The organism is Pseudoalteromonas caenipelagi, from assembly GCF_013140855.1.
Lineage (GTDB): Bacteria > Pseudomonadota > Gammaproteobacteria > Enterobacterales > Alteromonadaceae > Pseudoalteromonas > Pseudoalteromonas caenipelagi.
This window is the reverse complement of sequence record NZ_JABBPG010000001.1, coordinates 437,727-464,183: the sequence shown is the minus strand read 5'-3', so window position 1 is coordinate 464,183 and position 26,457 is coordinate 437,727. Positions and strand designations below refer to the sequence as shown.

Below are 26,457 nucleotides of genomic sequence, written 5' to 3'. Positions count from 1 at the left end.
TAGGATCATGAGTCGAGAAAAAATCGCGATACTCGGGGGTGGGGTATCAGCTATGACTGCTGCTGTTTATTTGACAGAGCAAGAGAACTGGCAGCAAAAATATGACCTAACTGTTTACCAACTCGGTTGGCGACTTGGCGGAAAAGGGGCTAGCGGTCGAAACGCACAAATGGGTGAACGTATAGAAGAACACGGCTTGCATGTTTGGTTTGGTGCCTACGTTAATTCCTTCAGAGCCATAGAAAATGTTTATAACAAGTTAAACCGGCCAAGTGATATGCCGCTTAGTACTTGGCAAGAAGCATTTAAACCACATAGTTTCGTAGTGCTTCAAGAGTTTATAGATAATGAATGGCAAACATGGCCAATAGACTTTCCTGTTCTGGAGGGAAACCCTGCTGATGGAACTTTGGATTTGCACTTTTGGCAATTAATAGAAATGACTGTTGCGTGGCTGAGAAAGTTTATTAGTACTTTAGAAGAGGAAGTATCTTTACACCACAAGAAAACCAAGCTGCAAACAACTAAGCGTCGAGACAGAAGCTTACTACAACATTTAGCAACTCAAGTTCGTCAAGCCTTTGATGATGTAGAAGATGAAGTCGAAGATTTTTTTCAAAGTGCCCACGATGAACTTAGAGAGATTTGGTCAACGCCCTCAATGCTCTCTCAACAGTTACAGCGGTTAGTTAATCTTAGAGCGACAGATAAAGACTTAAGCGACTCGAAAGACCGACTAGTTGTTTGGTATCTAGTACGTAAGTTGAAGCGATGGTTAAACAGTGAAGCGATAGAGTTATTGGATGATAACCCTAATATTCGCCGCGCGTATGTGTGCGCTGATTTGGGTATAGCCGTATTGATTGGGCTTATCAAAGATAAAGTATTCTCCAAAGGGTTTAGCTCAATCAACAACATTGATTTTAAAGCTTGGTTAGCAAAAAATGGTGCGAACAAGCAGTACACCGTCGAATCAGCTCCAGTGAGAGGGTTTTATGATCTGGTTTTTGGTTATGTCGATGGTGATTTTGAAAAGGGTGATGTAGAGGCGGGGGTTGCTACACTTGCTATGCTGCGGTTAATGCTTTGCTATCGTGGTGGCGTTATGTGGAAAATGCAAGCTGGTATGGGGGATGTGATTTTTGCACCTATATACGAGTTATTGAAAAGCCGTGGTGTAAAGTTTGAGTTTTTTAATCAGGTAGATGAATTACTTCCAGGTATTGATCAACAGGGTAATCATGTTGTCGAGCAGATTAACATCACTGAACAAGTTACTTTGGTTGATGAGTCTTATCAACCGTTTGTATTTGTTAAAGGGTTACCATGTTGGCCTGACAGGCCATTACTTGATCAAATTCTTCCTGAACAGGCGCAGCTGATTGAACAACACAACATTAATTTAGAGTCATTTTGGTCTGACTGGGCGAATGTATATCAAACTGCTTTTGGACAGCCGTTGCCAACCAAAACGCTGCGCAGAGGTGTGGACTTTGACAAAGTTATTTTTGGTATTTCAGTGGCATCGTTAAATCATTTATGCCCAGAATTATTACAACTCGATAGTAAGCTCAACGATCAGGCCACCAAAGTAAAAACGGTGGCGACTCAAGCGTTTCAAATTTGGCTGAATAAAACTGATGAGCAACTCGGTTTTAACTATTCTCCACCCAGTGAAGAAAGACCAATCTTAAGTGGCTTTTCACAACCTTTTGATACATGGGCAGCTATGTCAAACTTAGTCGACAAGGAAGATTGGCCAAGTAATGGACCAAACAATATTGCATATTTTTGTAGCGCATTTGGTTGTGAGACCTACCCATCTAAAAGCCATCATAACTTCCCTACGGAACAAAAAGCCAAAGTTAAAGAGAATGCGCTTGATAAATTAAGAACTGAAATGCAGCCTCTGTGGCCCAGCGTTTATAACCAACAACAATTTGATTGGTCTGTGTTATACGCGCCAGCAGGTGATGTGGGCGAGCAGCGCTTTGATAGCCAGTATTGGCGCGTTAACGTAGACCCAAGTGAACGTTATGTTTTGTCTGTAACCGGTAGCAGTCAGTACAGATTAGCAACTGACGGCTCAATTTTTGCTAATTTATACTTAACTGGTGATTGGATCCAAACGGGTGTAAATGCTGGATGCGTTGAAGCTGCTGTTATGGCAGGTATGCAAACATCACGATCTTTGTGTGGAATACCTTCGAAAATTAGCGGCGAGGATGGCTTTGAACCAGATGGTGCATAAGAAATAACGTTGTATCTCTCATTATTTTGGTGGAGGATCTGTTAATGAACTATACTTTTTGCCACTAACCTAATGAAATGTAATAAAAGAGTAAGGATATGAATCAATCTCTCTCGCTAAGCCTTGTCTGTGTAGCTGTTGGCGGGGCTTTGCTAAAGCCCTGTTTGGCATTAGACGAACAATCCATTGAAGTCATTGAAGTCTATGCGCAAAAAAGAGTTCAACTGCTTGATGAGGTCAGTATTGCAATTACACCAATAAAAGGAGACGACATACGTCACTCTGGTGTAAAGGATACCACTGAGTTAGGTAGCTTCGTAACTAATATGAAGGTCAGTCAAAATGCGGCAGAGGGCACGCCGCCTGCGATTAATATTCGTGGTGTTGGCTTACTTGACTATAACACCGCGAATACCTCCCCCGTAGCTATGTACGTTGATGGTGTATCGGTGGGATCTGCAAATAATCAGTTAGTTAACTTTTTTGATATCGAGCAAGTTGAGGTTCTAAAGGGGCCACAGGGTACATTATTTGGTCGAAATAGTACCGGTGGTGCTGTACTCATTCGCTCTAAGCGCCCTGACGCTGGAAACTATGGGAAAATAGAAGTTGGAATGGGTACCGATGAGTGGTCAAAGGTACAAGGTTTTTACAATGTTAGCTTGAATGATGAATCTGCGCTCAGGCTTGCTGCAAATCATGTCAAGTACGATTATACATCCTACAATTTGCACCCAACGGCCCCAGAAGCTGGGATGGAGCAATCAGATATAAGGCTGAGCTATTTAGCTCAATGGGATACGCTAAGTGTTTACCTTAAGGCAAATTACAGTCACTGGAATGGTGTTGTTCAGCCTGTAGGGAATATTGGGGTGATTGACCCTAAAACGCGTTTAACATGTACACCTGAACAAGCGAATCAAGGGAAGTGTACAGATGTATTTGGTTTCAATGATGGTAGTGACGATTTTTGGGCTGTTAATGTAAATAATAATTCGCCACACCACAGTATTGGTAAGGGATGGACTGCGGAAGTGGAATACCAACTTACCGATAAATCTCAATTATTATGGATTAACTCTTTCAGCCGTTTGGATAGGGAGCATGCCTTTAACTGTGATGGGTCACCTGCACGTACCTGCGAAGGCAATTTGGGGTTAAAAGCCGAACTATTGAGTAATGAAGTTCGGTATCAAAGTGATTACGAGAACGGTTATCTCACATCCGGTATCTTTCAATTGCAAGAAAGACTTTATCAGGACAATTACAACGATATTCTGCGCGACTTACGAGGTACTCCTAACGGCTCAAATTCAGCAACATTCTTTTATGACAATGAGATACGTAATAGTGTTATAGCGTTGTTTACGCAGTATGAGTGGCTGTGGCGTAGCGATACTACGCTAACATTTGGTTTACGGTATAGTGATGAATCTGTAGATTATGACTCCATTTCACGAATCAATGTTGTAGTGGACCCAAGTAACCTAGACGGAGCGGTGTTACCTTTTTATCATGTTGAGGGCAACAATGATGATAGTAGTTGGTCCGGCAGATTCGCTATCAACCATAATTTAGATAAAAATAAGTTACTCTATTATAGCTTTTCTAATGGTACTAAAAGCGGTGGATATAATGGTGGTTACTTATCAAGTCCCGAACAGGCAAAGGAAGCTGATTACGGAACTGAGCGTTTAAATGCCCACGAGGTTGGTGCTAAGCTGACCTTTCCTGAAAGTTCAATACGGTTGAATTCTGCGATTTTTTATTACAATTACAACGATCAGCAGGTGTTTATGAACCAACCGTCTGCAATACCAGGTGCTGTACCTCTGCAACTGCTTAAAAATGTGGGCGCTTCAAAAATATATGGAGCCGAAGCCGATATTTACTATGATATTAGTGAGCAATTTAATGTTCAATTTGGCGTAGGCTACTTACCTCATGCAGAGTTTGAGGAATTTGTAGATCAGCTAGGGGTATCTTTAACAGACAATCGTTTGCCATTTACGTCAAAGTTGAATACGAATGTGCAGGTTAGTTATACTTCAGTGTTCAATAATCTTGGTCAACTAACTACTACGTTAGGCGTTGATTACCAGTCAGAATATTATTTCGACCAATTACAAAGCGATTATGCCAAACAAGATAGTTATGCGCTATGGCGTGTTAACACACGTTTAGATGCTGGGCAGTGGCAGGCTAACCTTTGGGCTAAAAACCTATTTGATAAAGAATACAGCAACTTAAAGTTCGACTTAAGGGGTTTTTTAGGTATGCTTGAAGACTTTAAAGGAGAAGGTCGAAGAGTCGGTCTTGATGTGAGTTATCGCTTTTAACGATAACGGGGAGATGGATGAAAATGTAGCAGTGTTCATGGGAATATGAGCACAAAAATATCAAGGCATTTTATGCGTTTAATTATTCGACAACTGATCATTATTTTAGGGCTGATGTTTTCAAGCCTCAGTCATGCTGATGTTTTCGAGTATTCATTAGACAAACAAGGTGTTAATTTACATGACCATGCCCAGCTACTTATATCATCCGAAAATGCACGATTTCCAACAAATTATCAATCTGTTGAGCTGTGGGCAAAACAGCTCAAGCCGTTGCCCTCAAGGGCTCTTTTTTCTGGGCGTTATTGGTTAGTAACGCAGATCACCAATAAATCTAGTCTCGAGAAGTTGGTGTTATACCCCTACAACACCGTTGTAGATCGGATTGAGAGTAGAATTTATAGTGATAAAGGTGACATTCAACGCTACTTTTCGGGAGGAAAAAATCCTAACGAATTTGCATTTCACTATGGCAACACAATAGAGCTAAAACCTAACACCACGTATTACTTAGTAACCTCTTTTGAAAGTGAGTTTTTCTATACCCCAACTAAGTTGGTAATGAAACCGGTAAAAGATTTTAACGAGCTGGTTATTAAAGAAAATTTGTTGATGACGCTTTGTTTCAGCGTTGGCATTATATTGGGGTTATACAATTTACTCATTTATATAGGTTCAAAAGATGCCACGCATTTATACTTTGCGCTATTTGCTGGTGTGTGGGTGTTCAGTTGGAGTCACTTTTTTCATATACCTGATCAGCTGTTTGGTTTTTATTCTGCTCATTTACACTGGCTGGGGTTTTCCTTAGCCCCAATTACAAATATATTGTTTTACAATAGCTTACTTAAACTCAAAGATAAGCACCCCAATTTATCAATAACTTCAATTTGGTTAGGCATCATTTCTGCACTTGGGTTACCGTTTTGTATTCTATTTCCTGGTTTTGGCTTTTTATGGGCCACAGTTATGACTGGCAGTGCTCTGTGCCTAGGAATGTATATTGGCGTTTTACGGGTACTTGATGGGTTTAAGCCAGCTCGATATTTTGTATTGGCCTACATCGCAATGATGGTGCCAAACATGATTGGAAATTTAACCAATCTAGGAATACTACCAGCCTCTACACTTAACCTTTACTTGTTGGGACTTGTGGGAACAGCACTGGATGCGCTATTACTCGCTTTTGCGGTTGCCGATAAATTCCGCTTAACCAATGAAGAAAATATTGAGCTAAATAAAAACCTCGAAGGCAAAGTACTTAAACGTACATATGAGTTGGAGCAGTTGGCTTCTCAACTCAGGGATGCCAGTGAGTCAAAGAGCCGCTTTTTAGCAAATATGAGCCACGAAATAAGAACGCCGATGACCTCAATTATCGGTTATGCAGATGGTATAATTCTGGGCGATATCACACCGCAAGAACGAAATCATGCTATTAACGTGATTTTGCAAAACTCTCGACACGTTTTGGGACTCATTAATGACATTTTGGATATGTCAAAAATTGAGGCTAATCGACTTGAAATCGAATTGATGGAGTCGAATCTGTTTAAGTCCATAATGCATGTAGAGTCCTTATTGGGTAAGCAGATTCGAGATAAAGGCCTTGAATTTGACCTTAAATATCACTTCCCATTACCCGATAACATTGTTATCGACCCAACACGTTTGCGGCAAATTTTGCTTAACTTAACTTCAAATGCACTAAAGTTTACGTCTGTTGGAAAAATAACAATCGATGTAGCTTGCTCTGAAGATGTGTTAAAGATCTCGGTTACCGACACGGGGATAGGGATGACATCAACTGAGCAAAAAGAGCTATTTAGTGCGTTTTATCAAGCTGATTCATCGACGTCGCGTAAATATGGAGGAACGGGGCTGGGTCTAAATATTTCAAAAAGTTTGGCAAATAAGCTCAATGGCGACATATCTGTTGAAAGTGAAGTCGGTTCGGGCACTGTGTTTACGTTAACTTTGGGGCTTTTTACGACAGACAACACTAGATGGGTAAATAGCTTAGAGGAAGCCTCTATAAGCACACCAATAAATGAGTCGGTAATTGAAGCTGTAAATACAGATCTTAAAGGGGATGTTTTACTCGCAGAGGATCATAGTGACAATAGCAAGCTCATTCAGCGTATCTTGGAACGTATGGGGTTGAAAGTTACAGCAGTAGAAAACGGTCAACAAGCCGTACAAGCTGTACTAGAAAATGAATATGACCTGATATTAATGGATATTCAGATGCCAGTTATGGATGGTGAGCAAGCTTTGACATTTATTCAGGCGACGGGCTGCTCAGCACCTATTTTAGCGCTTACTGCAAACACCATGCAGCATGAAGTTGAAAGGTATATAAAGCTTGGTTTTACAGATCACCTTGCAAAGCCAATTGATAGAGCTGAGTTTAGTAAGAAAATCAGCCACTATTTGAATATTTCGGTTGTGGATGAAATAGACATTCCTAATGAAGAGTTTGATTTGTTAAAAAATAAGTATATTTCGGGGTTGTACGAGCAAAAAGTTCAGCTTCAAAATCAACTGAAATATCATGATTTGGAGGGCCTGAGTAAATCGATACATGCCATAAAGGGAACCGCTGGTATGTTTGAATGTTTTGAAATACAAAACTTAGCGTCAAAAGTAGATGGTATGTTTAGAGGCAATTATACTGAAGATGAGATAGTCCCACACATAGAAGAACTAGTGGCGGTGATCGAACACACTATCGCAAGCTCACATCAAGCGAAAGTGACGAGTTAATATGTGTCAATTGACGATGGACAAAGCTGGCTACAAGCAGGTCGATTTTTGGTTGTAAAGACTCAATTGCATTATTGACACTGTCTAAGATCTTTTTGCTCGCTTGGCTTTTTCGGATAAAAAAATGAACTTGGTTGTCATGCACAACATATGGCCAAGGTTTTATCTTTTCATACCCCTTGCTTTTCATCATATAAAGGCCCGTTATTAAATCGTCGACGATAAAATCTACTCTTTTTTTTACAAGCATTTCTGCACGTCGTTCAGCACTAGAAATCTGTACCAGCTGATTCTGGTATCGCTTACTGTTGGCAAGCTGTATCAATTCTTGTCCATAAAAAGACCCAATGCTCAAGCCTATGGTTTTCCCCTCATCCAGTAATTCATTCAGGCTAGAAATAGGCTGTGGTTCTAAATAACTAAACAAGCGCATCTTTTCGTTTCGATACGGGCGGGAAAAGTAGCCATATTTAGCGCGCTCTTCTGTGTAGCTAACCATAACTGCAACGTCAATATAGCCTTTTTCCATTTGTTCCAAGGCTCGTGCACTAGATGGCAATCTTACATAGTTAACGCATATATCGATTGAGTTGAACACCATTTTGGCAATTTCTATGTCTAAACCTTGTGCTTCATCGTGGCGAAAATAAGTAAGTGGAGGCCAATCAGCGACTAGGCCAAGCTTTACAGATTGCCTGCATTGTTCGACAGCAATACAGTTAGTCGTAAAAACAAATAAAGATAAGATAAAGACTTGGATTAAGGTATGCAAATTAGCAATCTCCTGTTTGTAATCTATTAAATCTAGTTGAATTTTCGAATAAATTGCTAAATAAAGCCGATTCTTATTTTATTGATAAACTTTGCATTCGTTTATCTATTTTTATTTCTATTTCCATCTCATCATTACATACTTGCCAAAAAAATAACAAGTAAGAGATATGCAATTAGGAATTGGAGAAGTTGCCGCTTTAGTGGCTGCGCTTGTTTGGGCAAGCTCAACGTTACTTTACAAGCGCTTTAGTCACAGCTTATCGCCCCTAGAGCTAAACGTAAATAAAGGTATGCTAGCTGCGATTATGATGCTCTTAGCCATAATAGTGACTCAGGATTTGCATGCACCAAGCGCTATACAAAGTTGGTATTGGTTGATTGCCAGTGGGGTAATTGGGATTGCTATAGGTGACAGTGCCTATTTTGCTGCACTGCGAAATATCGGTCCAGCGAGAACCTTAATCATTGAGTCATTTGCACCGGCTATAGCCGGGATCCTTAATATTATTATGCTTGGGAGCTATTTACTTTGGCAGGCTTGGCTTGGCATTGTAATAACAATAGTGGGAGTTTTAATAGCGCTTAAGCCTAAGCAATTATTGCCTGAGTTAGAGCGCACTATATATGTAAAAGGTATTCTGTTCGCTTTGCTAGCAGCATTTTGCCAAGCAGCAGGTATGGTGATGTCAAAAGGTGCTATGAATGCAGAGCAAAGTAGTAGTTTATGGGCCGCATTAATTAGACTCTTGAGTGGTACTTTTAGCGTGGCAGTTTTGGTCTTTTTGCTCAAAGAACACAGTTTAATAAAAGCGGTGAGTTTTCATAAAATAGAAGGCAGAGGTTGGTTATTATCTGCTATATTTTTTGGTACATTTATAGGGTTATGGTTGCAGTTAATATCTGTAAAGTACACAGATCCCGCTATCGCACAAACCATTTTTGCAACAGCGCCGTTAATGGTAATGACGATTGGCTTCGTTAGAAAAGAACCCGTCACTGCAAATATGGTTTTAGGTGGCTTGCTAGCGTTGCTTGGGGTAGGGGTACTGCTATTAAGTTAAACGATAAAGCGATGTATGGGATAAGTGCTCCCATACATCGACAGTGATTATACAACCTGATTTGTCAGTTCACCTTGAGCGTCAAACACCTGTTGTAAATTAAAGAGTGTTACATTGGCAATTTGTTCTAGCGCTTCTTGTGTAAAAAAGCCTTGATGGCCCGTTATCAATACATTGGGAAAACTCACCAAACGCATAAACACATCGTCTTGAATAATTTCGTCACTGCGATTTTTGAAAAATAGCTCAGACTCCTGTTCATAAACGTCTAGCCCGAGATATCCTAGCGTTTTATTTTTCAAAGCTCGAATGCAAGCTTTTGTATCAATTAATGCACCACGGCTGGTGTTGATAAGCATGACGCCTGGCTTCATTTTAGCAAATGCATTATCGTCTATCATATGGTGGGTGGCTTCACTCAAAGGACAATTTAGGCTAATGATATCACTTTGCTCAAGCAGCATATCAAAAGAGGTTAATGTGTAAGAACCTTCGCCGACATTTGGGTCGTATACCAACACATTAGCACCAAAACCATTTAGAATTGCAATCAACGCCTGACCTATTTTACCTGCGCCAACAACGCCCACTGTTTTGTTATGTAGGTTAAAACCCAACAAGCCATTTAGATCAAAGTTATCTTCACGCACTCGGTTATAAGCTTTGTGGGTTTTGCGGCTTAGCGTAAGCATTAAGGCAATACAATGTTCGGCAACGGCTTCTGGGCTATATGCAGGCACTCTCAGTACTTTTATTCCTAAAGCAATGGCGGCTTTAGTGTCTACGTTGTTAAAACCTGCGCATCGTAATGCAACAGCTTGAATATCGTATTCTGCTAAGGCAGCTAGCACAGCACCGCTTAGTGTATCGTTAACAAAAGCACATACCGCATCAAATCCTTGGCATAGTGCCACCGTTTGTTCATTTAATGATTCAGTAAAATAATGTAATTCAATGTTAGGGTGGCTGCTTAACGCTTTTGAAAAAAATGGTTTTTCATAATTTTGCGAACTGAATAGGGCTACTTTCATCATTTAATTGGCTCTCAATGACAGGTTTTAACGTGTCTGGTTTGGTCCTTGGTGCGTACCTAGAAACCAGCTCTCCCTGTGAGTTTACTAAAAACTTGGTAAAGTTCCATTTAATTGCGCGGTTTTGTGCAATTCCTCTAGTATTTGATTTTAAATAATTAAATAGCGGGTGAGCATCCGGGCCATTTACTTGAACTTTATCACAGACGGTAAAGCTTAAGCCAAAGTGACTTCTATAAAACTCATTGAGCATTACCCCTTCAAGTGGCTCGTTACGGCCAAACTGATTACACGGGAATGCTAAAATCTCAAAACCATAGTTTTTATATTGTCGGTACAGTTTTTCCAGTGCGCTTAGTTGGGGCGCAAAGCTGCATTTACTGGCAATGTTAACGATTAGTACCGTTTTACCTTCAAGTTGCTTCAGTGCGAGCGTTTCACCATTTATAAGTTTTACACTGTAGCGATGTATTGATTCCATAGCGCTCAGACTCCTTGCTCGCTAAATCTAGTATTAAGTTCTTTCATAAGTTATTTATAGCTTTTCATTTGCTATACCCAGTTTAGTTGGGTATAAAAACTCCATTCTCGATACCATAACAGCGAAATAGGACAGAATTATGTCAGTGAAAGTTGCATTCATAGGACTTGGGGTAATGGGCTACCCAATGGCGGGGCATTTAGCCTGTGCAGGTCATCAAGTTTGCGTATATAACCGCACCGTAGAAAAAGCGCAAAAGTGGGTCAGTGAGCATCAAGGTAGCTATGCAAATACGCCTGCTGAGGCGGTCAAAGACGCTGATATTGTATTTATGTGTGTGGGCAACGATGACGACTTACGTTCAGTCGTTTATGGTGAAACCGGTGTGCTTGTAGGCATGCGTGGTGGCACTATTTTAGTTGACCATACTACAACCTCTGCAAAAGTGGCAATTGAAGTGAGCAATAAAGCTGCTGAGAAAAGCATCGCGTTTTTAGATGCGCCAGTATCAGGCGGTCAAGCGGGTGCTGAGAATGGCGTGCTGACAGTTATGGCTGGTGGTGAACAGTCTGATTTTGAACGTGTTCAAGGTGTTATGGCAGCGTATAGCAAGTTTTCTCAATTGCTAGGTAAAGTGGGTAGCGGCCAAACTTGTAAAATGGTGAATCAGATCTGCATCGCTGGCGTGGTTCAGGGCTTAGCCGAAGGATTACACTTTGCCAAAAAAGCGGGCCTTGATGGAGAAAAAGTCATTGAGACTATCTCTAAAGGCGCAGCGGGTTCGTGGCAAATGGAAAACCGTTACAAAACCATGTTGGCGGGTGAATATGAGTTTGGTTTTGCAGTTGATTGGATGCGCAAAGACTTAGGTATTGCCCTTGATGAAGCGCGTAACAATGGTGCTTCTTTGGCGTTGACGGCCATGGTTGACCAATACTACGCTGACGTGCAAGCCCTTGGTGGGGGTCGTTTTGACACCTCAAGTTTGTTGGCGCGTTTAGACGCTATTCACGACAAAAAGTAATTAGATTAGTATATGACTAAGATAAAGTGCCGAACTCATTGTTTAATATCTCTTTTATAGAAATACCTGACTTTACTAGGGCGAGGCGGGCTTTTTTGAGCACCGCCTAGTAAAACAAACTGTTCGGCATTTTTGCTTGCGAGTTACAAGCTCTGTGCGTAATGGTACAGGGCTTTTAAAATACTCAGGTTCTGTTCATTGCCCTCGTTTTCATGCACTAAATTTTCCAGCGTTAACATAAAGTCTTCGGCACTAATTGATGGGTTGTCTTCACCATGCATTAGTTTGTTTTGACAGTATTTTCGCCATATATCAAGCTCATGTGGGCTCAGTGTCTCTGGCCAGTTACGAGCGCGATAACGAAACAACATGGTTGAAAACTTAGCATCTTCGAATTCTAAATTAAGCGTACTAAGGGCTTGCGGCTGCGCTTGGCGAATAATCGCAAACTTTGCCTTATCCGCTTTACTTGTAAAGCCGTTATACAGCTGATAATCAGGGTTAGTTGTTGCGCTAAAATTCCCTTGCTCGTTAAAAACTTGCGCAACTTTATCTCTGAGCTCTGGGTGTGCTTTCAGTACTTTAAGATGCTCTAAGCACTGTGCTCTATCAATGCCTAAACGAGCCGCATTTTCGGGAAGTAAGGTTTTGGCTGGTGCTAAAATAGGGCACTTGTTAACATGTACCAATTTTAAACCTAACGGCTGCTCACCTTCCGCTAAGTCGGTATGTTTGGTATATAAACGTTCGCGCAATTGCTCAACCGACAAATCAATTAACACTTGCGGGTTGTGGGTTAAGTTAAAACATACTAAGGCGTTTTTATTCACTGGGTGAAAGCTCATGGGAGCAATCCAAGTGGTACAACCTTGTGTCGCAGCTATATGCGAAGAGGTATGAACGAGCGGCTGCATATTGTACACATCAACCATATCAAGCAGTGCTTTTTTGTGGCGTAAGCCAAAGAAAAATTGATAAAGTTTAGGCTGCTTTTCTTTAATGAGCTTTGCCAGTGCAATCGTCGCTGTTACGTCGCTTAAGGCATCGTGTGCCGCACTGTGCTCAATACCATTGGCCGCTGTTAAATGCTCAAGTTTAAAACTAGGTGTACCATCTTCTTTTAAAGGCCATTCAATGCCTTCTGGGCGTAATGCATAACAAGCACGTACTAGGTCTATAATATCCCAGCGGCTATTGCCATTTTGCCACTCACGCTCATATGGGTCGTAAAAGTTACGATATAAGCCGTAGCGCGTTACTTCGTCATCAAAACGAATGCTGTTATAACCTGCTACACAGGTATCTGGGCGACTAAATTCAGCATGGATCTTGGCCATAAACTCAGCCTCAATGAGACCATGCTTGATGGCATGTTGTGGGGTGATCCCAGTTATCAAGCATGCTTCTGGGTGTGGCAAATAATCTGGAGCAGGTTTGCAGTACTCAATTAAAGGTTCGCCAATGATATTTAAATCAAGGTCGGTACGAATACCAGCAAACTGACTAGGGCGGTCTTTTTGCGGCGATGCACCCCAAGTTTCATAATCGTGCCAATAAATTGTTGGGCCAGTTAGGCTGTGTTCTTGTGTTGCCATATAGGGCTTAAACCTTTGCGTTCATTATGTTAAGTCAGCTTTTCGTTGTTATTAGATAACTGTAATAGCAAAAACATCAGCACTTATTGTCGCATAATGTAGGGGGAAGGGTAAAACCTAATGTGTTTAATATATATTAGAAGTGAGAGCCGAGGAAAAATGGTTGTTGGTGTTTACGAAACCTAAGCTCTGTGCTTATAAGCGGATAACAAGGTGATCACTAGCGAGAAGTGGATATTTTACATTAACTCTTAGTATTATTACTAAATATTACATTTATATATCTTTGTATTTATTTTTCAGCTGCATTTGGGTGTATTACAGATCCACCATAGAGGTGATTTAAGGCTTTAAAAATATCACGAAAGGAAAAATGGAAAAATGGGCTAAGACTTGTCTGCTGATACTTGGAATGGGCTTTAGTAGTTTATCTAACGCAATATCAGAAAGCGTTCAGGCTCCCGAAGAAGGGATCACAGGTAGATTAAGGTGTGAAGAAAACTGTGATTTAAATGATGTATTGACGAAAATGCATCAAGCAATTAATAAACTGGATTTCGTAGTTAATGAAGAAAACATTTTTGAGCTATATGACTCTAATGGTACGTTGATAAACTATATGAGCTATGGTCAGTTTATAAAAGGCCTGCCTAAAATTCAGTACACTAGTAAGAAGAAGCTAAATCTAGATACGGAAATTAGACCGTTCGATGGCGCTTTAGATTGCAGATATGATAGGGACAATCCATGTGAGGAGTGGGACTACCTTACCATGAAAATGTCTGAAGAATTAACATTGACACCTACAGTAATGCCAATTACTCAACAATATATTGACTCCACAAACGATGTGCTCGGTTTTGTAAGTGGCGCAGCCTCTCATCACATTGTTGGTAGAATTGCAAGGGCAGCCAGAATGGCGTCTTCTGCATTTGGTATGTACAAATCAGCAGTAGAAGCCACTGTTGGGGCCGCCGTCGGTCAGGCGGTGAGCAAAACGGCAACACTTGGCGTACTTAAAGGCGGTGACTTTCTAATCATAATCGGAAATGAATCGGGTGTATATCGGCCAAGTGTTAGACGCTTTGTTAAAATTACAAGTGGCTTTTGGGATGCGATGAATAAGACATCAAGAAATACCAAAGTGTTAGAGGCGGTAGGTTTTTATGGGCGCTCTGGTGGAGGTGGAACAGGAGGCTCCAATACTCAGGCCCCCAATCCTGAAAATACGACAGGGATTACGTGCGTAACGGGTTACACTGATGCTACTGGCATCCAGGTTCCTCAACCAATTTGTTGGCCGACCTAATATATCAAGGTGTATGCTTGTCTATTGAGGAGCATACACCTTAAGGAAAAGAAATGTATTTAGTCCTGTTTATTATTATTTACTTTTTTTGGCGTTGTATGCATTTAGTGAGCATAAAGAAAAGGTGTTCTCATATACCCTCTGCTTGTTACTCTTTTTTAGTGTCAGAGAGGTTGTAGGAATTTCTGGCGCGGTGATTGTCCAAACCGTGTTTTTTATTTTAATTGCTTGGGCAAGCTCTTTTACGCGACGGTTTGAAATCAAAGTGGATAGCGCACTACTGCCTTTCATATTCGCTTCAGTCGGAGTCCTTGCAATCACTTGGGTTACTTATGATGAAAATTTTCAGACAGAAATATCACAAAACATAATACCAAAGATGGCAATGCACGCGCTCATTTCTGTCCTCATCGCACTAGGTTTAATAAAAACGGTGGCTTTTTTTGCGCGTTTAGATGGGCGTTCAAAAAGTAAGTGAAACAAAATCTATTACACGTTTTTTGCAAAAAAAACACTCGTAATGTTGTATGGTACTTCGTTTATCGCAACCTTCGCTATGTAGTTGATTAATTGCCTATAAACTTAACCACGCTTTGCCCACATTTTGTCAAAAATGATTACGGCAATAAAAATAGCTAGCATATAAATGCCCGATTGCTCAGTAAACGGCAGTATTCGCGCGCTGTTGTTTAGCGCAGTATGAAAGATAACTGCAACGAGTAAGCTTTGCTTTGAGTGGTTATAAAGCCAAGTAAATAGTGTTGCTAAAATTACGCAGGCCCCCATTTTAGCGAATACCGCCGTTGGAGCGTCTGGGTATTGACCAATCACAAATAATGGAAAGTGCCAAGCCCCCCAAATTAATCCCAAAAAGAATGAGCTGACTAAAGGGCTAAAACGTTTTTGAAGTTCAGGTAATAACCATGCTCGCCAGCCAGCTTCTTCACCGATTGCGACCACAATAAGCGTGAATAGAATACTGCGCAGTACAAACAGAGAGTCTGTTGAATTTAATAGATCTAGGGGAAATGCAGGCAATGGAGCCCCACTAAGTTTAACTGTGAGCAGGCCTAAAACCATCCAAGCGGCAGGGAGCAATAAGGCAGTAAGACACCACTTTGTGTTTGCGCTAAATTGTAGTAACGAATTTAATCGGCTATTGCGACTACACAGCAAACTCGCAACGATAAACCCCGATACCGCTGATGAGATAACTACACAGGCAATACTTAAAGTTGATAAGCCTAGTGGTTTTGTTTGTTTAAATAACTCGAGTGTAATGGCATCACCAGTGAGTAACATTGAGGTGTAAATAACGGCCATAATCACAAAGACAATGCTAAAGCTTCCCCACCATTTTTTTGATGAAAAACGACAGCCTGTACCATGTAGTTGGGCTAAAATGATTGCTGCAATTGCAGGACCAAAGCCAGCACCTACGATGATTTTACCAAATGCCCAGTTATCACCTGCAATATTGGGCACAGTAAACCAAACAAGCCAAGTGAAAGAAAAGCACAAAATAAGATATGAAAAAATGGGTTTGCTATGGGTAAACTCTCTGAGGTATCGCATATTAATTCCTTTAATAGTTTAGCTTATACACCGACAAGCATGGCTTTGGCGAGCTTGCCGTTGTATTTTCCTAATTGTTTTGCAAAAAACAGCGATAGCATCAACAGCGCTGTGCTGACGAGGGTTGTAACTGGCAGCCAGTACCAATTGATATCAATTTCTAAAGCAGGGTAGAAAGCATGAATGATTGGGTCAAAAATTGGTGATAAGAACAAGCAGGCCGCCAAAATGGCAGGTAGAACGATAAGTAGCAGGTATATCAAGGCCAGTGGTAGTTGCAAAGACAAATAAAGGCTGGTTGACCAATTACGTTTTAATAGCATCGGGTCTAATATCTTCTGTTTGATACTAAAGGCCGTATTAGCGGGTCGTCTAGGCATTCTAATACCTAATAAGTTCTCGATTAATCTGCCTTCCAATAGCGAAAAATAGTGCATCGACTTAATGTAAAATACCAATACCGGTAAGCCGACGATAAACAATGAGGCAGCTAAGCTGCAACAACCGACTATGAAGGTCCAAGCAAAGTAGGCGATACCTAAAGGCAGACGAATAAACGCATAAATTAGTGCTTTATAAGCCGACATATCGTTAAAGATTGAAAACACACTGGTTTCGTGAACACTCGGTTTATCATTGGCGTGAATACCGTGAATACCGTGAATACCGTGAATACCGTGAATCGCCCAATTGACGGTTAGCTCCATATCACAGTAATGCTTCGCTATCTCCTCTGGTGTGCCGTAAGCGGATATTATATCGATGATCGCGTTTGACTCGCTGTTTGCTTCTTCAAAGGCACAGCGAAAGTGATTTTCTGCGTCATAGAGCGCATCTTGGACCAACGCTATATCTTGTCCTTGTAATTGCTCAGTTAAAGCGCGTAAATAGTGTTGAATCTGTTGTTCTACTTGATTATTCGACATCGCTGTCTCCATTTGTTTTACCACAAATAGCTTGGTTAACGAGTTGTTGTGTTTGATCCCAAACTTGAAGCCATTGAGCCAGTACCTTTTCTCCCAGTTTAGAAATAGTGAAGTACTTTCTAGGTGGGCCGCTTTGAGATATCTGCGTCTGGCTATTTAACAGACCCTTTGCTTCCATATTCCTAAGTACAGGGTAAATCGCTCCTTGTTTATCGGTATTCAGTAAGCGGCCTATTTGATAGCCATATAATGGCTTTTTAGCGTTTTTGAGTATGCTCAGCAAAACTAGTGCAGAAGTACCAGTACTGAGCTCTTTAGTAAATTTTTTAGTTAACGCGTCAAGCGTTTCACGTTCTTGAGCGTTGTTGCTATTAAATTCATTCACATTTGTATTAGTAGTATTTAGTTAACAGTAGTATTAAGTTAGCACTACTATTAACTAAATACTAGTGTCGTAAATTAGAAATGGTCGCTGGAGTTATGGCAAGCGCGGTTAACTGAATTTGGCGAGGATTTAGGTTATATAGGCTGGCTATGGTGAGCACCTATATCGGTTTACTCTGTCTTGCTTTAGCATTTGCATCAATCAATGTGATGTCTAAAAGTACAAAGTCGCATGTACAATAACCCCATTAGCCCCCGTATCTTCATTGGCACTTTTGCTGCCAATAGTGTTAACTCGATAGGCTATATAGCGGAAAAACAAACTACACTAATACATTGAATTAATCTGACTTTCAGGTGTTCAGCCAATGTTTAAAGGCTTAGTTTTATCTATTACAATGTGTTTATTGTTTACAGTCAGTAGCCAAGCTAAACCTATAAAACCAAGTTCAACTTGTGGACAAAACAAGTTATTGATTGCTTGGCACCCATATAAGCCTTTCTCATATTTTAATGATTCAGAAGATGCACTCATAGGTTATGACATTCAGCTGCTCAGCTCTATTTTAGATAATATGGGGTGTAAGTACGAATTTGTACAAATGACTTGGAAGCGTACCTTAGTTGAACTTGAACGAGGTCATATTGACATTGGTATGTATGCTTATAAAACGAAAAGCAGAAAAGATTTAAATTTTTCAAAACCTTATCGTAATGAAGTGGTAAACATTGCGATGCTTAGCAAAAACGGCAACAAGTGGTCGATTAGTCAGCTCAGTGATTTAAACGCACAAGGTGTTGTTGTTGCCACAGACAAGCATACTTGGTATGGCAAGGAGTTTGAACGTTACTTTGAACGTTACTTAGCAGCGGCAAAAGCGAGTCAGATTTTTCACATTCATGGTTTAAAAAATCGCCTTGATATGCTGGTGGCGGGTCGAGTAGATGCAGTAATTGGTGACCCAATAACAATGCGTTTGTATATGCAAGAAATGCACAACGAAGCGCTATATATTCACCCTTACAAAATCTATGACGAACCTGTTCATTTTATTTTTAGCAAATTGTCGGGTGAGATTAATGATGATTTCCTATCTAGATTTAATGATGAACTCTCTCGGCAATTGGTGTTGAGTAAACATTGATATTAAGTGCAAATAACAGGCTATTTGCTCGTGTTTGCAAATAAAAATAACGCTTTTTTCAATTTACCCAAGACACTGAGCTTGAAAAAGCCGATAATCACTTCCTAAGATTTTTACCACTGACAAACCGTAACTTTCATGGTTTGTGAACAGCGCAATATGGGATTTTACAATGGAAATTAAAGTTAATTTTCTAGACAATTTAAGATTAGAGGCAAAGTTTGATGACTTTTCGGTAATCGCCGATCAGCCTATTCGTTATAAAGGTGATGGCTCAGCGCCGAGCCCGTTTGACTACTTTTTGGCGTCATCAGCTTTGTGCGCAGCTTATTTTGTTAAAGTTTACTGTAATGCGCGTGAAATCCCCACAGAAGGCATTCGGCTGTCCCAAAATAATATTGTTGACCCAGAAAACCGCTACAACCAAATTTTTCAAATCCAAGTTGAATTACCTGAGAGCATTTCTGAAAAAGACCGTGAAGGGATCTTGCGCTCTATTGACCGTTGCACGGTTAAAAAAGTGGTGCAAACTGGCCCAGAGTTTAAAATTGAAACCGTTGAAAACTTAGACGAAGACGCTCAGGCTATGCTGATGACAACGCCTGATGGCGCATCAACGACCTTTATCGAAGGTAAAGATTTACCGCTTGAGCAAACCATTGCTGATATGACCAGCATTTTGGCTGATCTAGGTATGAAAATAGAGATATCATCTTGGCGTAATATCGTACCAAATGTTTGGTCATTGCATATCCGTGACGCAGCGTCGCCAATGTGTTTCACCAATGGTAAAGGCGCAACAAAAGAAAGTGCATTGTGTTCTGCGCTGGGTGAATTTATTGAGCGCTTGAATTGCAATTTCTTTTATAACGACCAGTTTTTAGGGCAAGAGATTGCTAATAGTGAGTTTGTTCATTACCCAAATGAAAAGTGGTTTAAATTAACACAAGACGATTCGTTGCCTGAAGGAATCCTAGATCAATACTGTCGTGAAATTTATGACCCTGAAGGTGAATTACGTGGCTCACACTTAATTGATACTAACTCGGGTAATGCCCAGCGTGGTATTTGCTCTATTCCTTATACACGTCACTCTGATGGCGAAACTGTTTATTTTCCATCAAACTTGATAGAAAACTTGTTTCTCAGCAACGGTATGAGTGCGGGTAACAATTTTAATGAAGCAAAAGTGCAATGTTTGTCAGAAATATTTGAGCGTGCGGTTAAACGCCAAATCATCGAACAAGAAATAGTGCTGCCGGATGTACCCGCTGACGTATTAAACAAATATCCAAACATTGTTGCTGGAATTAAAGGGTTAGAGGAACAAGGCTTCCCTGTGGTGGTTAAAGACGCCTCTTTAGGTGGTCAGTTTCCTGTTATGTGTGTAACACTTATGAATCCAAAAACGGGTGGGGTATTCGCCTCATTCGGTGCGCATCCAAGTTTTGAAGTGGCACTAGAACGTAGTTTAACAGAGCTATTGCAGGGACGAAGCTTTGAAGGACTCAATGATGTGCCTAAACCTACATTTAATAGTTTAGCGGTATCAGAACCTGAAAACTTTGTAGAACACTTTATAGATTCAACAGGTGTTATTTCATGGCGTTTCTTTAGTGCTAAACACGATTATGAGTTTGTTGAATGGGATTTTTCAGGCACCAATGAACAAGAATGTGACACGCTATTTGGTATATTAAAAGACTTAGGTAAAGAGTGTTACGTTGCTGAGTTTTCAGACTTGGGTACCGCGTGTCGTATCCTGGTACCAGACTACTCTGAAGTGTATCCTGTAGAAGACCTGATCTGGGATAACACCAATAAAGCACTGCAGTACAGAGAAGATATTCTTAACTTACATTCGCTTAATGAGGAGCAATTAGCAAGTCTAGTTGAGCGCTTAGAAGAAAGTCAGTTAGATAACTATATCGATATTATTACTCTAATCGGTGTTGAATTTGATGAAAACACCGTTTGGGGTCAATTGACCATTCTTGAACTGAAAATTTTAATTTATCTAGCGCTTGGTGAGCTTGAGGATGCGATTGAGTTGGTAGAATCATTCCTTCAGTACAATGATAACACGGTAGAGCGTGGTTTGTTCTATCAGGCCGTACATGCAGTATTAGAAGTTGAACTTGATGAAGAGCTAGAACTCGAGGACTTTATTACTAACTTTGAACGTATGTTCTCAAAAGAAATGATGGGCAATGTTGTAGGCTCTGTTAACGGTGATGTACGCTTTTATGGTTTAACGCCTACCAACATGAACTTAGATGGTTTAGATAAGCATCTGCGATTGATTGATAGCTATAAAAAGCTACATACAGCACGTGCAAAGAAAGCGAGGTTGTAACTAGCAATATCTGCCAGAACAAAGGCTATATTGGACCAGTGATGAATTATTTGTCACTGGTTTTTTTGTGCTTGGCGTACTTGAGAAAAAGCACGCTGAAGTTTTGCTATCGTACTTGGTGGCGTGGATAGACTTGCAGCAACATGGAGAAAGCGATGTTCATAAATCGTCGGATGTTGTTTGTAGCCATACAAACTACTGTGTTTAACTTTTGGGGGGATATGGGATGCATAAATTGCGTCGGCGCGCCCTTTTTCAACCATTCTCCAAGCATGTGCAAAATCGTTAACTAAAATTAAGTTAGTATCTAAACGAAAGCCCAAAGACAATAGCTTATCTGCCTCGTAGCTTCCTCTGACTGCCACTAGAATATACTTTCTTGCCTCAGCCATACTGTTAATATTTATGAGTTTATTGTTGTTTGACGAATACATATGAAAATCTAGCCGACCAAGCTCTAACAACCAGTGAAACAATGGTGCGCGTTCATCCGTTTTAGCGATAGAAAAAATAATGACGTTAGGATACTTTAAGGCTACCTCGTAGGCTCGTGCCCAAGGGAGCACTTCGATAGCAGCATGAAGCTGCGCTTTTGCTAACGCTGCTTTTACTATTTCATACGCAAAACCTGAGGTTACTTCGCCATTTTTAACAAATTGATATGGTGGAAAATGTTCAGTTACAACACGCAAATGGGTTTCATCAGAGTGTGCTATGCCATAGGATGAAAAAAAAGTGTAAACCAATAAGAATAGCGAGCGAATAACCATAATCATCTCATGACAACATCACTTCATTTAGTGTAGTAATAGCTTGAGTTTTGTGCGAATGAACAAAATTAACCCCGGCTATGGGTAAGCGAATTCGCTTACCCTTTGCGTTAAAGACCTCTGTTATTGTGGAAAACACCCTGTGTGACTTGCGCGTTTCGTCAGCTAACTAGTATTGTCTATTTCAAAACTCTTATCCAAACCTGAGGTTAATTATAAGATGATGTTCCGTATTATGAAATCACATGAGCTACGATTGATGAGTTATACTAAATAAAAAGAGCTGCGGTAATTTGACGATGAAATCTCTTATTTGGGCTTTGTTAGGGATAGCATCGATAAGCAACAGCGTGTCAGCGCAAGGTAAAATTGACATTTATACAGAGCATTTTCCGCCATACCAATACCAAGGTAATGGTGGAGAGATAGATGGACATGCAACAATGATGGTGCGTGCATTAATGGTTCGTACAAATTTTGATTATCAAATTTATATGCTGCCTTGGCACCGTGCAAAACAACAATTTGAAGCGTCGCCAAGTGCGTTAATTTATTCAATAGCTCGCACGGCGAAAAGAGAACGGCATTATCATTGGTTAATGCCATTGTGTGATCTCAAAGTCGGATTCTATAAGCGTGTTGACAATGAGCAATGGCATACTCAGTTTTCGTTAGACAGCATAAAAAACTATGTTGTTGGTGTTGGGGTTGCGCAACCATCATTACAGTATCTTGAATCTCATGGTTTTAAAAAAAGTCGATTGGTCACGCTGAGTAGCTTAAACCAAGCAGGTGGTTTACTTGAAAAAGGAAGAATTGACTTTTTGTTCGGTGCACAGAGTTTTGTTGAGCAGATGTCAGAAGCAATGGGTACGCAAGGGAAGTGGAAATTAGTACTAGAAGTACCAGAACTCACTGCCAGACTTTATCTCGCTGCTCACGTTGATGCCCCTAGCAAAATGCTGACACGGCTAGCCTCTGCTGCAACCGAGATCAATCAACTAAATACCGCATCAGCTTGCCATAGTAAGATGCATTTTCAATGAGGAATTAATCAATAACACGTGGTTACAAATAAAAAAAGGGTGAAATATGCAGGCCGAACTGTCGCTTAACATTAATGAATCTGTGCGTGTCCATAAATCCGAGTTTGCGTTGGTTGCAGAAGGGGGTGGGCAAAAGGGAATTTTTACAGCGGGAGTATTAGACGCCTTTTTAGAAGAAAACTTTTGGCCATTTGACCTTAAAGTTGGTGTTTCGGCTGGTGCACAAAACCTCGCGGCTTATTCTGCCAGAGCTAAACAATGCGCGCGTACCGCAATAGCGCAATTGACTACAGACGATACGTTTTTTAAACCAAGTAAATTTTTTACTGACGGTAAGGTGATTGATCTTGATTGGTACTTTTCACAGGTTAACCATAGCCCCAAGTTGCGGGTACTCACAGACTCAAATAATCTCGACCAAGACCACCAATTTTACGCTGTCGCCACTGATGCCCAAACATTAGAAGCTCGATATCTCCATACTTGGCATGAGAATATGTTTGAACATTTAAAAGCATCTAGCGCTATACCATTTCTATATCAAGGAGGAGTTAATATTGCTGGGCGAAACTATATGGATGGTGGGGTGGCTGATCCAATTCCGGTAAAGTGGGCATATCAGCAGGGCGCTAAACAAATCTTAGTGATAAGAACGTTTGAGCAACACCATAATGGCCATATGCCAATACTAGAGAGACTTAAGCCACTTATGCGTCGGATCAAGCAGTCGCAAAAAATGCTTGATCTATATCATTACCATCAAGCGCGATATGATGAGGCGCTTGAATTTATGAATAGCCCACCAAAAGACGTTAATGTCATTCAAATAGCCCCAAATCATCCTTTACAAAGTATGGTACTCGGATCGTCTGCTCAGATGTTGCAATATGACTATTTACTCGGGATTCGCCATGGTAAAAACTTTTTAAGGCGTTGGCGCAAAGGAACACTGAGTTGACTATTAAAGTAAAAGCTAAATATTTTACTTTTTTACTTGCCTCTTCTCATTATAAAGTCACCGATTTTCGTTATAGAGTTAACTTTTTCAGGTACTGAGTGTTAATGAAAAAGGTACTAATTGATCGTGTTTTAACATGAAAGAGTATTTGTTCTAGTGTCTTTGTAAAAAATCTGTACATTTTAAATTGTTGTTTTATTAGTGAATTAATTTGTTTTATGACAGTGTCATTAACAATTCTTTACAATGTCGTGTAACTTGTTGTGTTAATTATTTTGTTTTTTGATACATTTCATTACGAAAATAATAACAAGCATGGATTATTCCAATGAAGAAAGTAACAACTAATAAAGCAATTTTTGCAACTACGCTGCTATCACTTGCGGTATCTGCATCATTACAGGCATCTCCTTTAAAACAAGTTGCTGAGAAATCAGAATCTCCGTTACCAAAACGTTATATTGTAAAATACAAAGATAACGAAATGGCGATGATGGGTGTAGCTATGCAAGACTCGGCTAACATGCCGCAAATGGCAGCTAACCGTATGGCTACTTTAGGTGTTCAAAATGCACAGTTTAAAGCAAGCTTGAATGCAGTTGTAGCGCAATTAAGCGATACACAACTAATGGCACTGCGTAATGACAACCTAGTTGAATACGTAGAAGAAGATTTGCCACGTCGTTTGATGTCACAAACTCAGCCTTACGGTATCTCAATGGTACAAGCTGATTTGGTTGATGACTCAGTAGCATCAGCTGCAAACGGCGGTAAAAAAATCTGTGTTATCGACTCAGGCTTAGATCTTCCGCATGAAGATATGGGCGCTCGTGGCGACACAATTTCTGGTACGAATGATTCTGGCACTGGTAACTGGTATGAGCACGGTGGACCTCACGGCACACACGTTGCGGGTACAATAGCGGCACTTAATAATGGTATTGGTGTACGCGGTGTAATTGGTACAGATCCTTCAATGCACATCATCAAAGTATTCAATGCTGATGGTTGGGGATACTCTTCAGAGTTAGTTGATGCAATCAACAAGTGTAAAGCAGCGGGTTCTGATGTTGTAAACATGAGTTTAGGTGGTGAAGGTTCAAGTGTAACTGAGCGCAATGGTATCCAAGCTGCAGCTGATGCAGGTATGTTACTTATTGCAGCGGCAGGTAACGACGGTGTTCCAACTAACACCACTGACGTTGAAAGCTACCCTGCATCATATGACTCAGTTATGTCAGTTGCTGCAATCGACAGCAATAAAGAATTGGCCGATTTCTCGCAAAAGAACAGCCAAGTAGAAATTGCAGCACCAGGTGTTGATGTTAATTCATCATACCCTGAAGGTTTAGGTACTATTGTTTCTCTATCTGTTGCTGGTCAGTCTTATGACGCTAACGGCATGGAAAACCAAGGTAATGCAAATGCGCCGTTGTACAACTTTGCAACAGGTGAGTCAGTTGACTCAGGTGCAAATGGCAAAGTATGTTTGATTCAACGTGGTAACATTTCTTTCCATGACAAAGTTAAAAACTGTGAAGACAGTGGTGGTGTTGGTGCGATTATTTATAACAATGCAGCTGGTTCTTTCGGCGGCACATTAGGTGATACTAACGCAACTTCTATCCCAGCTGTAACAGTTAGCGATACTGCTGGTGCGGATATGTTAAACAACATTGGCATGACAGCGTCTGTTAATTTAGACCCTAGCAACTATGGCTTAATGAGCGGTACTTCAATGGCATCACCACACGTAGCTGGTGTTGCAGCACTAGTATGGAGCCACCACCCAAGTTGTACAGCTTCACAAATCCGTGCAGTTCTAACTGCTACAGCACAAGATCTAGGTGCAACAGGTCGTGACGTTAAATTTGGTTATGGTTTAGTTCAAACTAAAGATGCAATTGACTTCATCACTGAGAAAGGTTGTGACGGTACAGGTGGTCCAGTTGAGCCGCCAGTTAGTAACGAATTAGAAAACGGTGTTGCTAAGTCAAATCTTTCTGGTGCTAAAGCTGAAGAATTACTTTTCACTTTTGAAGTACCTGCAGGCGCTACTGATGTTAAAGTTAACATGAGCGGTGGTACAGGCGATGCAGACCTTTATGTTCAGTTTGGCTCTAAGCCAAGTGACTCAAACTTTGAATGTCGTCCATACGCAGGCGGTAACAATGAAAGTTGTAACCTAACTAAGTCTGGTGGTACTTACCAAGTTATGGTGAAAGGCTACAGCGCATTCTCAGGTGTATCTCTTGTTGCGAGCTACACAGACGGTGGTACTACAAATCCAGGTACGCAACCAATTGACGTAACTGAAACTGGTATCAGTGTTGCTCGTCGTGGCTGGACTCGCTTCACACTAGACCTAGCGGATGGTTACTCAGATCTGAATGTAACTACATCAGGTGGTACGGGCGATGCGGACTTATTTGTAACACGTGGCGCACAATCTACAACCTCTAGTTACGATTGTAAGTCAGAGAGCAGCAGCAACAATGAGTCTTGTGCGATGCAAAACCCGCAAGCTGGTACTTGGTACATCGATATCTACGGTTACAGAGCATCTAGCGGCATTACACTAAATGTAGCTGCTACGCCAAAATAATTAATTAACCTTAAATCAAAGGCCGTCTTGTACGGCCTTTTTTGTTGCAAATATATGGGTA

20 protein-coding genes are annotated in these 26,457 nt (G+C 40.7%); 11 read left to right on the top strand and 9 right to left on the bottom strand.

Going from position 1 to position 26,457, the window contains the following annotated elements:
- Positions 1-7: 7 nt before the first annotated feature.
- From HG263_RS01970 to HG263_RS01960, 3 genes are all read left to right on the top strand, one after another.
- Positions 8-2,251 carry an NAD(P)-binding protein gene (locus tag HG263_RS01970; RefSeq protein WP_171624405.1) on the top strand — a complete coding sequence of 748 codons (2,244 nt, stop codon included), beginning with the start codon at positions 8-10 and terminating at the stop codon, positions 2,249-2,251.
- Positions 2,252-2,349: 98 nt separating this feature from the next.
- Entirely contained in the window at positions 2,350-4,590 is a 2,241-nt protein-coding gene (locus HG263_RS01965; RefSeq protein ID WP_246239851.1) for a TonB-dependent receptor, read from the top strand.
- 72 nt (positions 4,591-4,662) lie between these two features.
- Positions 4,663-7,356: an ATP-binding protein gene (locus HG263_RS01960; protein ID WP_171624404.1), complete on the top strand. Its 2,694-nt coding sequence runs from the start codon at positions 4,663-4,665 to the stop codon at positions 7,354-7,356.
- Here the strand turns inward: HG263_RS01960 and HG263_RS01955 are convergent.
- A complete protein-coding gene (locus tag HG263_RS01955; protein WP_171624403.1) occupies positions 7,319-8,128 on the bottom strand; it encodes a substrate-binding periplasmic protein in 810 nt (269 codons plus the stop codon). The two genes, HG263_RS01960 and HG263_RS01955, sit on opposite strands and share 38 nt — an antisense overlap.
- A 169-nt stretch (positions 8,129-8,297) precedes the next feature.
- On the opposite strand from HG263_RS01955, the gene HG263_RS01950 reads away from it, so the two are divergent.
- On the top strand, positions 8,298-9,191 hold the full coding sequence (locus tag HG263_RS01950; protein WP_171624402.1) for a DMT family transporter: 894 nt from the start codon (positions 8,298-8,300) through the stop codon (positions 9,189-9,191).
- 47 nt (positions 9,192-9,238) lie between these two features.
- Here the strand turns inward: HG263_RS01950 and HG263_RS01945 are convergent, their stop codons facing one another.
- Together HG263_RS01945 and HG263_RS01940 are read right to left on the bottom strand one after the other, a co-directional pair.
- Positions 9,239-10,222 (bottom strand): 2-hydroxyacid dehydrogenase, encoded by a 984-nt coding sequence (locus HG263_RS01945; protein ID WP_171624896.1) that lies wholly within the window; start codon positions 10,220-10,222, stop codon positions 9,239-9,241.
- The gene (locus HG263_RS01940) at positions 10,188-10,703 is read right to left on the bottom strand and encodes a glutathione peroxidase (RefSeq protein WP_171624401.1); all 516 of its coding nucleotides are present in this window, start codon (positions 10,701-10,703) and stop codon (positions 10,188-10,190) included. Before HG263_RS01940 ends, HG263_RS01945 begins: the two co-directional genes overlap by 35 nt.
- A 139-nt stretch (positions 10,704-10,842) precedes the next feature.
- Between HG263_RS01940 and HG263_RS01935 the strand changes: the two genes are divergently transcribed.
- A complete protein-coding gene (locus HG263_RS01935) occupies positions 10,843-11,727 on the top strand; it encodes an NAD(P)-dependent oxidoreductase (protein WP_171624400.1) in 885 nt (294 codons plus the stop codon).
- Positions 11,728-11,870: 143 nt separating this feature from the next.
- Here HG263_RS01935 and sbcB read toward each other — a convergent pair whose 3' ends face one another.
- Complete coding sequence (sbcB, locus tag HG263_RS01930; protein ID WP_171624399.1) at positions 11,871-13,322, bottom strand: exodeoxyribonuclease I; 1,452 nt, start codon at positions 13,320-13,322, stop codon at positions 11,871-11,873.
- A gap of 412 nt (positions 13,323-13,734) precedes the next feature.
- On the opposite strand from sbcB, the gene HG263_RS01925 reads away from it, so the two are divergent.
- Complete coding sequence (locus HG263_RS01925) at positions 13,735-14,631, top strand: hypothetical protein (protein WP_171624398.1); 897 nt, start codon at positions 13,735-13,737, stop codon at positions 14,629-14,631.
- 75 nt (positions 14,632-14,706) lie between these two features.
- Here the strand turns inward: HG263_RS01925 and HG263_RS01920 are convergent, their stop codons facing one another.
- From HG263_RS01920 to HG263_RS01905, 4 genes are all read right to left on the bottom strand, one after another.
- Complete coding sequence (locus HG263_RS01920) at positions 14,707-14,952, bottom strand: hypothetical protein (RefSeq protein ID WP_171624397.1); 246 nt, start codon at positions 14,950-14,952, stop codon at positions 14,707-14,709.
- 261 nt (positions 14,953-15,213) lie between these two features.
- Complete coding sequence (locus HG263_RS01915) at positions 15,214-16,206, bottom strand: CPBP family intramembrane glutamic endopeptidase (protein WP_171624396.1); 993 nt, start codon at positions 16,204-16,206, stop codon at positions 15,214-15,216.
- A 23-nt stretch (positions 16,207-16,229) separates the two neighbouring features.
- Positions 16,230-17,132 carry a sensor domain-containing protein gene (locus HG263_RS01910; RefSeq protein WP_171624395.1) on the bottom strand — a complete coding sequence of 301 codons (903 nt, stop codon included), beginning with the start codon at positions 17,130-17,132 and terminating at the stop codon, positions 16,230-16,232.
- On the bottom strand, positions 17,122-17,517 hold the full coding sequence (locus HG263_RS01905; RefSeq protein ID WP_171624394.1) for a helix-turn-helix transcriptional regulator: 396 nt from the start codon (positions 17,515-17,517) through the stop codon (positions 17,122-17,124). Before HG263_RS01905 ends, HG263_RS01910 begins: the two co-directional genes overlap by 11 nt.
- Positions 17,518-17,884: 367 nt before the next feature.
- On the opposite strand from HG263_RS01905, the gene HG263_RS01900 reads away from it, so the two are divergent.
- Entirely contained in the window at positions 17,885-18,661 is a 777-nt protein-coding gene (locus HG263_RS01900) for a substrate-binding periplasmic protein (RefSeq protein ID WP_171624393.1), read from the top strand.
- A 172-nt stretch (positions 18,662-18,833) separates the two neighbouring features.
- A complete protein-coding gene (locus HG263_RS01895) occupies positions 18,834-21,017 on the top strand; it encodes an OsmC domain/YcaO domain-containing protein (protein ID WP_171624392.1) in 2,184 nt (727 codons plus the stop codon).
- Between the two features lie 53 nt (positions 21,018-21,070).
- Here HG263_RS01895 and HG263_RS01890 read toward each other — a convergent pair whose 3' ends face one another.
- The gene (locus HG263_RS01890; protein WP_171624391.1) at positions 21,071-21,787 is read right to left on the bottom strand and encodes a substrate-binding periplasmic protein; all 717 of its coding nucleotides are present in this window, start codon (positions 21,785-21,787) and stop codon (positions 21,071-21,073) included.
- Between the two features lie 299 nt (positions 21,788-22,086).
- Between HG263_RS01890 and HG263_RS01885 the strand changes: the two genes are divergently transcribed.
- From HG263_RS01885 to HG263_RS01875, 3 genes are all read left to right on the top strand, one after another.
- Positions 22,087-22,833, top strand: a complete 747-nt coding sequence (locus tag HG263_RS01885; RefSeq protein WP_171624390.1) for a substrate-binding periplasmic protein — start codon at positions 22,087-22,089, stop codon at positions 22,831-22,833.
- 46 nt (positions 22,834-22,879) lie between these two features.
- Positions 22,880-23,791, top strand: coding sequence for a patatin-like phospholipase family protein (locus HG263_RS01880; protein WP_171624389.1), 912 nt, complete (start codon positions 22,880-22,882; stop codon positions 23,789-23,791).
- 328 nt (positions 23,792-24,119) lie between these two features.
- Positions 24,120-26,396, top strand: a complete 2,277-nt coding sequence (locus HG263_RS01875) for a S8 family serine peptidase (RefSeq protein WP_171624388.1) — start codon at positions 24,120-24,122, stop codon at positions 26,394-26,396.
- Positions 26,397-26,457 lie beyond the last annotated feature (61 nt).

What these genes read in the sequence shown, in the direction of transcription:
- HG263_RS01935 (WP_171624400.1), top strand. Translation starts at nt 10,843, where the DNA reads ATGTCAGTGAAAGTTGCATTCATAGGACTTGGGGTAATGGGCTACCCA.
- HG263_RS01900 (WP_171624393.1), top strand. Translation starts at nt 17,885, where the DNA reads ATGTTTAAAGGCTTAGTTTTATCTATTACAATGTGTTTATTGTTTACA.
- HG263_RS01970 (WP_171624405.1), top strand. Translation starts at nt 8, where the DNA reads ATGAGTCGAGAAAAAATCGCGATACTCGGGGGTGGGGTATCAGCTATG.
- HG263_RS01880 (WP_171624389.1), top strand. Translation starts at nt 22,880, where the DNA reads ATGCAGGCCGAACTGTCGCTTAACATTAATGAATCTGTGCGTGTCCAT.
- HG263_RS01940 (WP_171624401.1), bottom strand. Translation starts at nt 10,703, where the DNA reads ATGGAATCAATACATCGCTACAGTGTAAAACTTATAAATGGTGAAACG.
- HG263_RS01945 (WP_171624896.1), bottom strand. Translation starts at nt 10,222, where the DNA reads ATGAAAGTAGCCCTATTCAGTTCGCAAAATTATGAAAAACCATTTTTT.
- sbcB (WP_171624399.1), bottom strand. Translation starts at nt 13,322, where the DNA reads ATGGCAACACAAGAACACAGCCTAACTGGCCCAACAATTTATTGGCAC.
- HG263_RS01915 (WP_171624396.1), bottom strand. Translation starts at nt 16,206, where the DNA reads ATGCGATACCTCAGAGAGTTTACCCATAGCAAACCCATTTTTTCATAT.
- HG263_RS01960 (WP_171624404.1), top strand. Translation starts at nt 4,663, where the DNA reads ATGCGTTTAATTATTCGACAACTGATCATTATTTTAGGGCTGATGTTT.
- HG263_RS01910 (WP_171624395.1), bottom strand. Translation starts at nt 17,132, where the DNA reads ATGTCGAATAATCAAGTAGAACAACAGATTCAACACTATTTACGCGCT.
- HG263_RS01965 (WP_246239851.1), top strand. Translation starts at nt 2,350, where the DNA reads ATGAATCAATCTCTCTCGCTAAGCCTTGTCTGTGTAGCTGTTGGCGGG.
- HG263_RS01925 (WP_171624398.1), top strand. Translation starts at nt 13,735, where the DNA reads ATGGGCTTTAGTAGTTTATCTAACGCAATATCAGAAAGCGTTCAGGCT.
- HG263_RS01895 (WP_171624392.1), top strand. Translation starts at nt 18,834, where the DNA reads ATGGAAATTAAAGTTAATTTTCTAGACAATTTAAGATTAGAGGCAAAG.
- HG263_RS01890 (WP_171624391.1), bottom strand. Translation starts at nt 21,787, where the DNA reads ATGGTTATTCGCTCGCTATTCTTATTGGTTTACACTTTTTTTTCATCC.
- HG263_RS01875 (WP_171624388.1), top strand. Translation starts at nt 24,120, where the DNA reads ATGAAGAAAGTAACAACTAATAAAGCAATTTTTGCAACTACGCTGCTA.
- HG263_RS01885 (WP_171624390.1), top strand. Translation starts at nt 22,087, where the DNA reads ATGAAATCTCTTATTTGGGCTTTGTTAGGGATAGCATCGATAAGCAAC.
- HG263_RS01950 (WP_171624402.1), top strand. Translation starts at nt 8,298, where the DNA reads ATGCAATTAGGAATTGGAGAAGTTGCCGCTTTAGTGGCTGCGCTTGTT.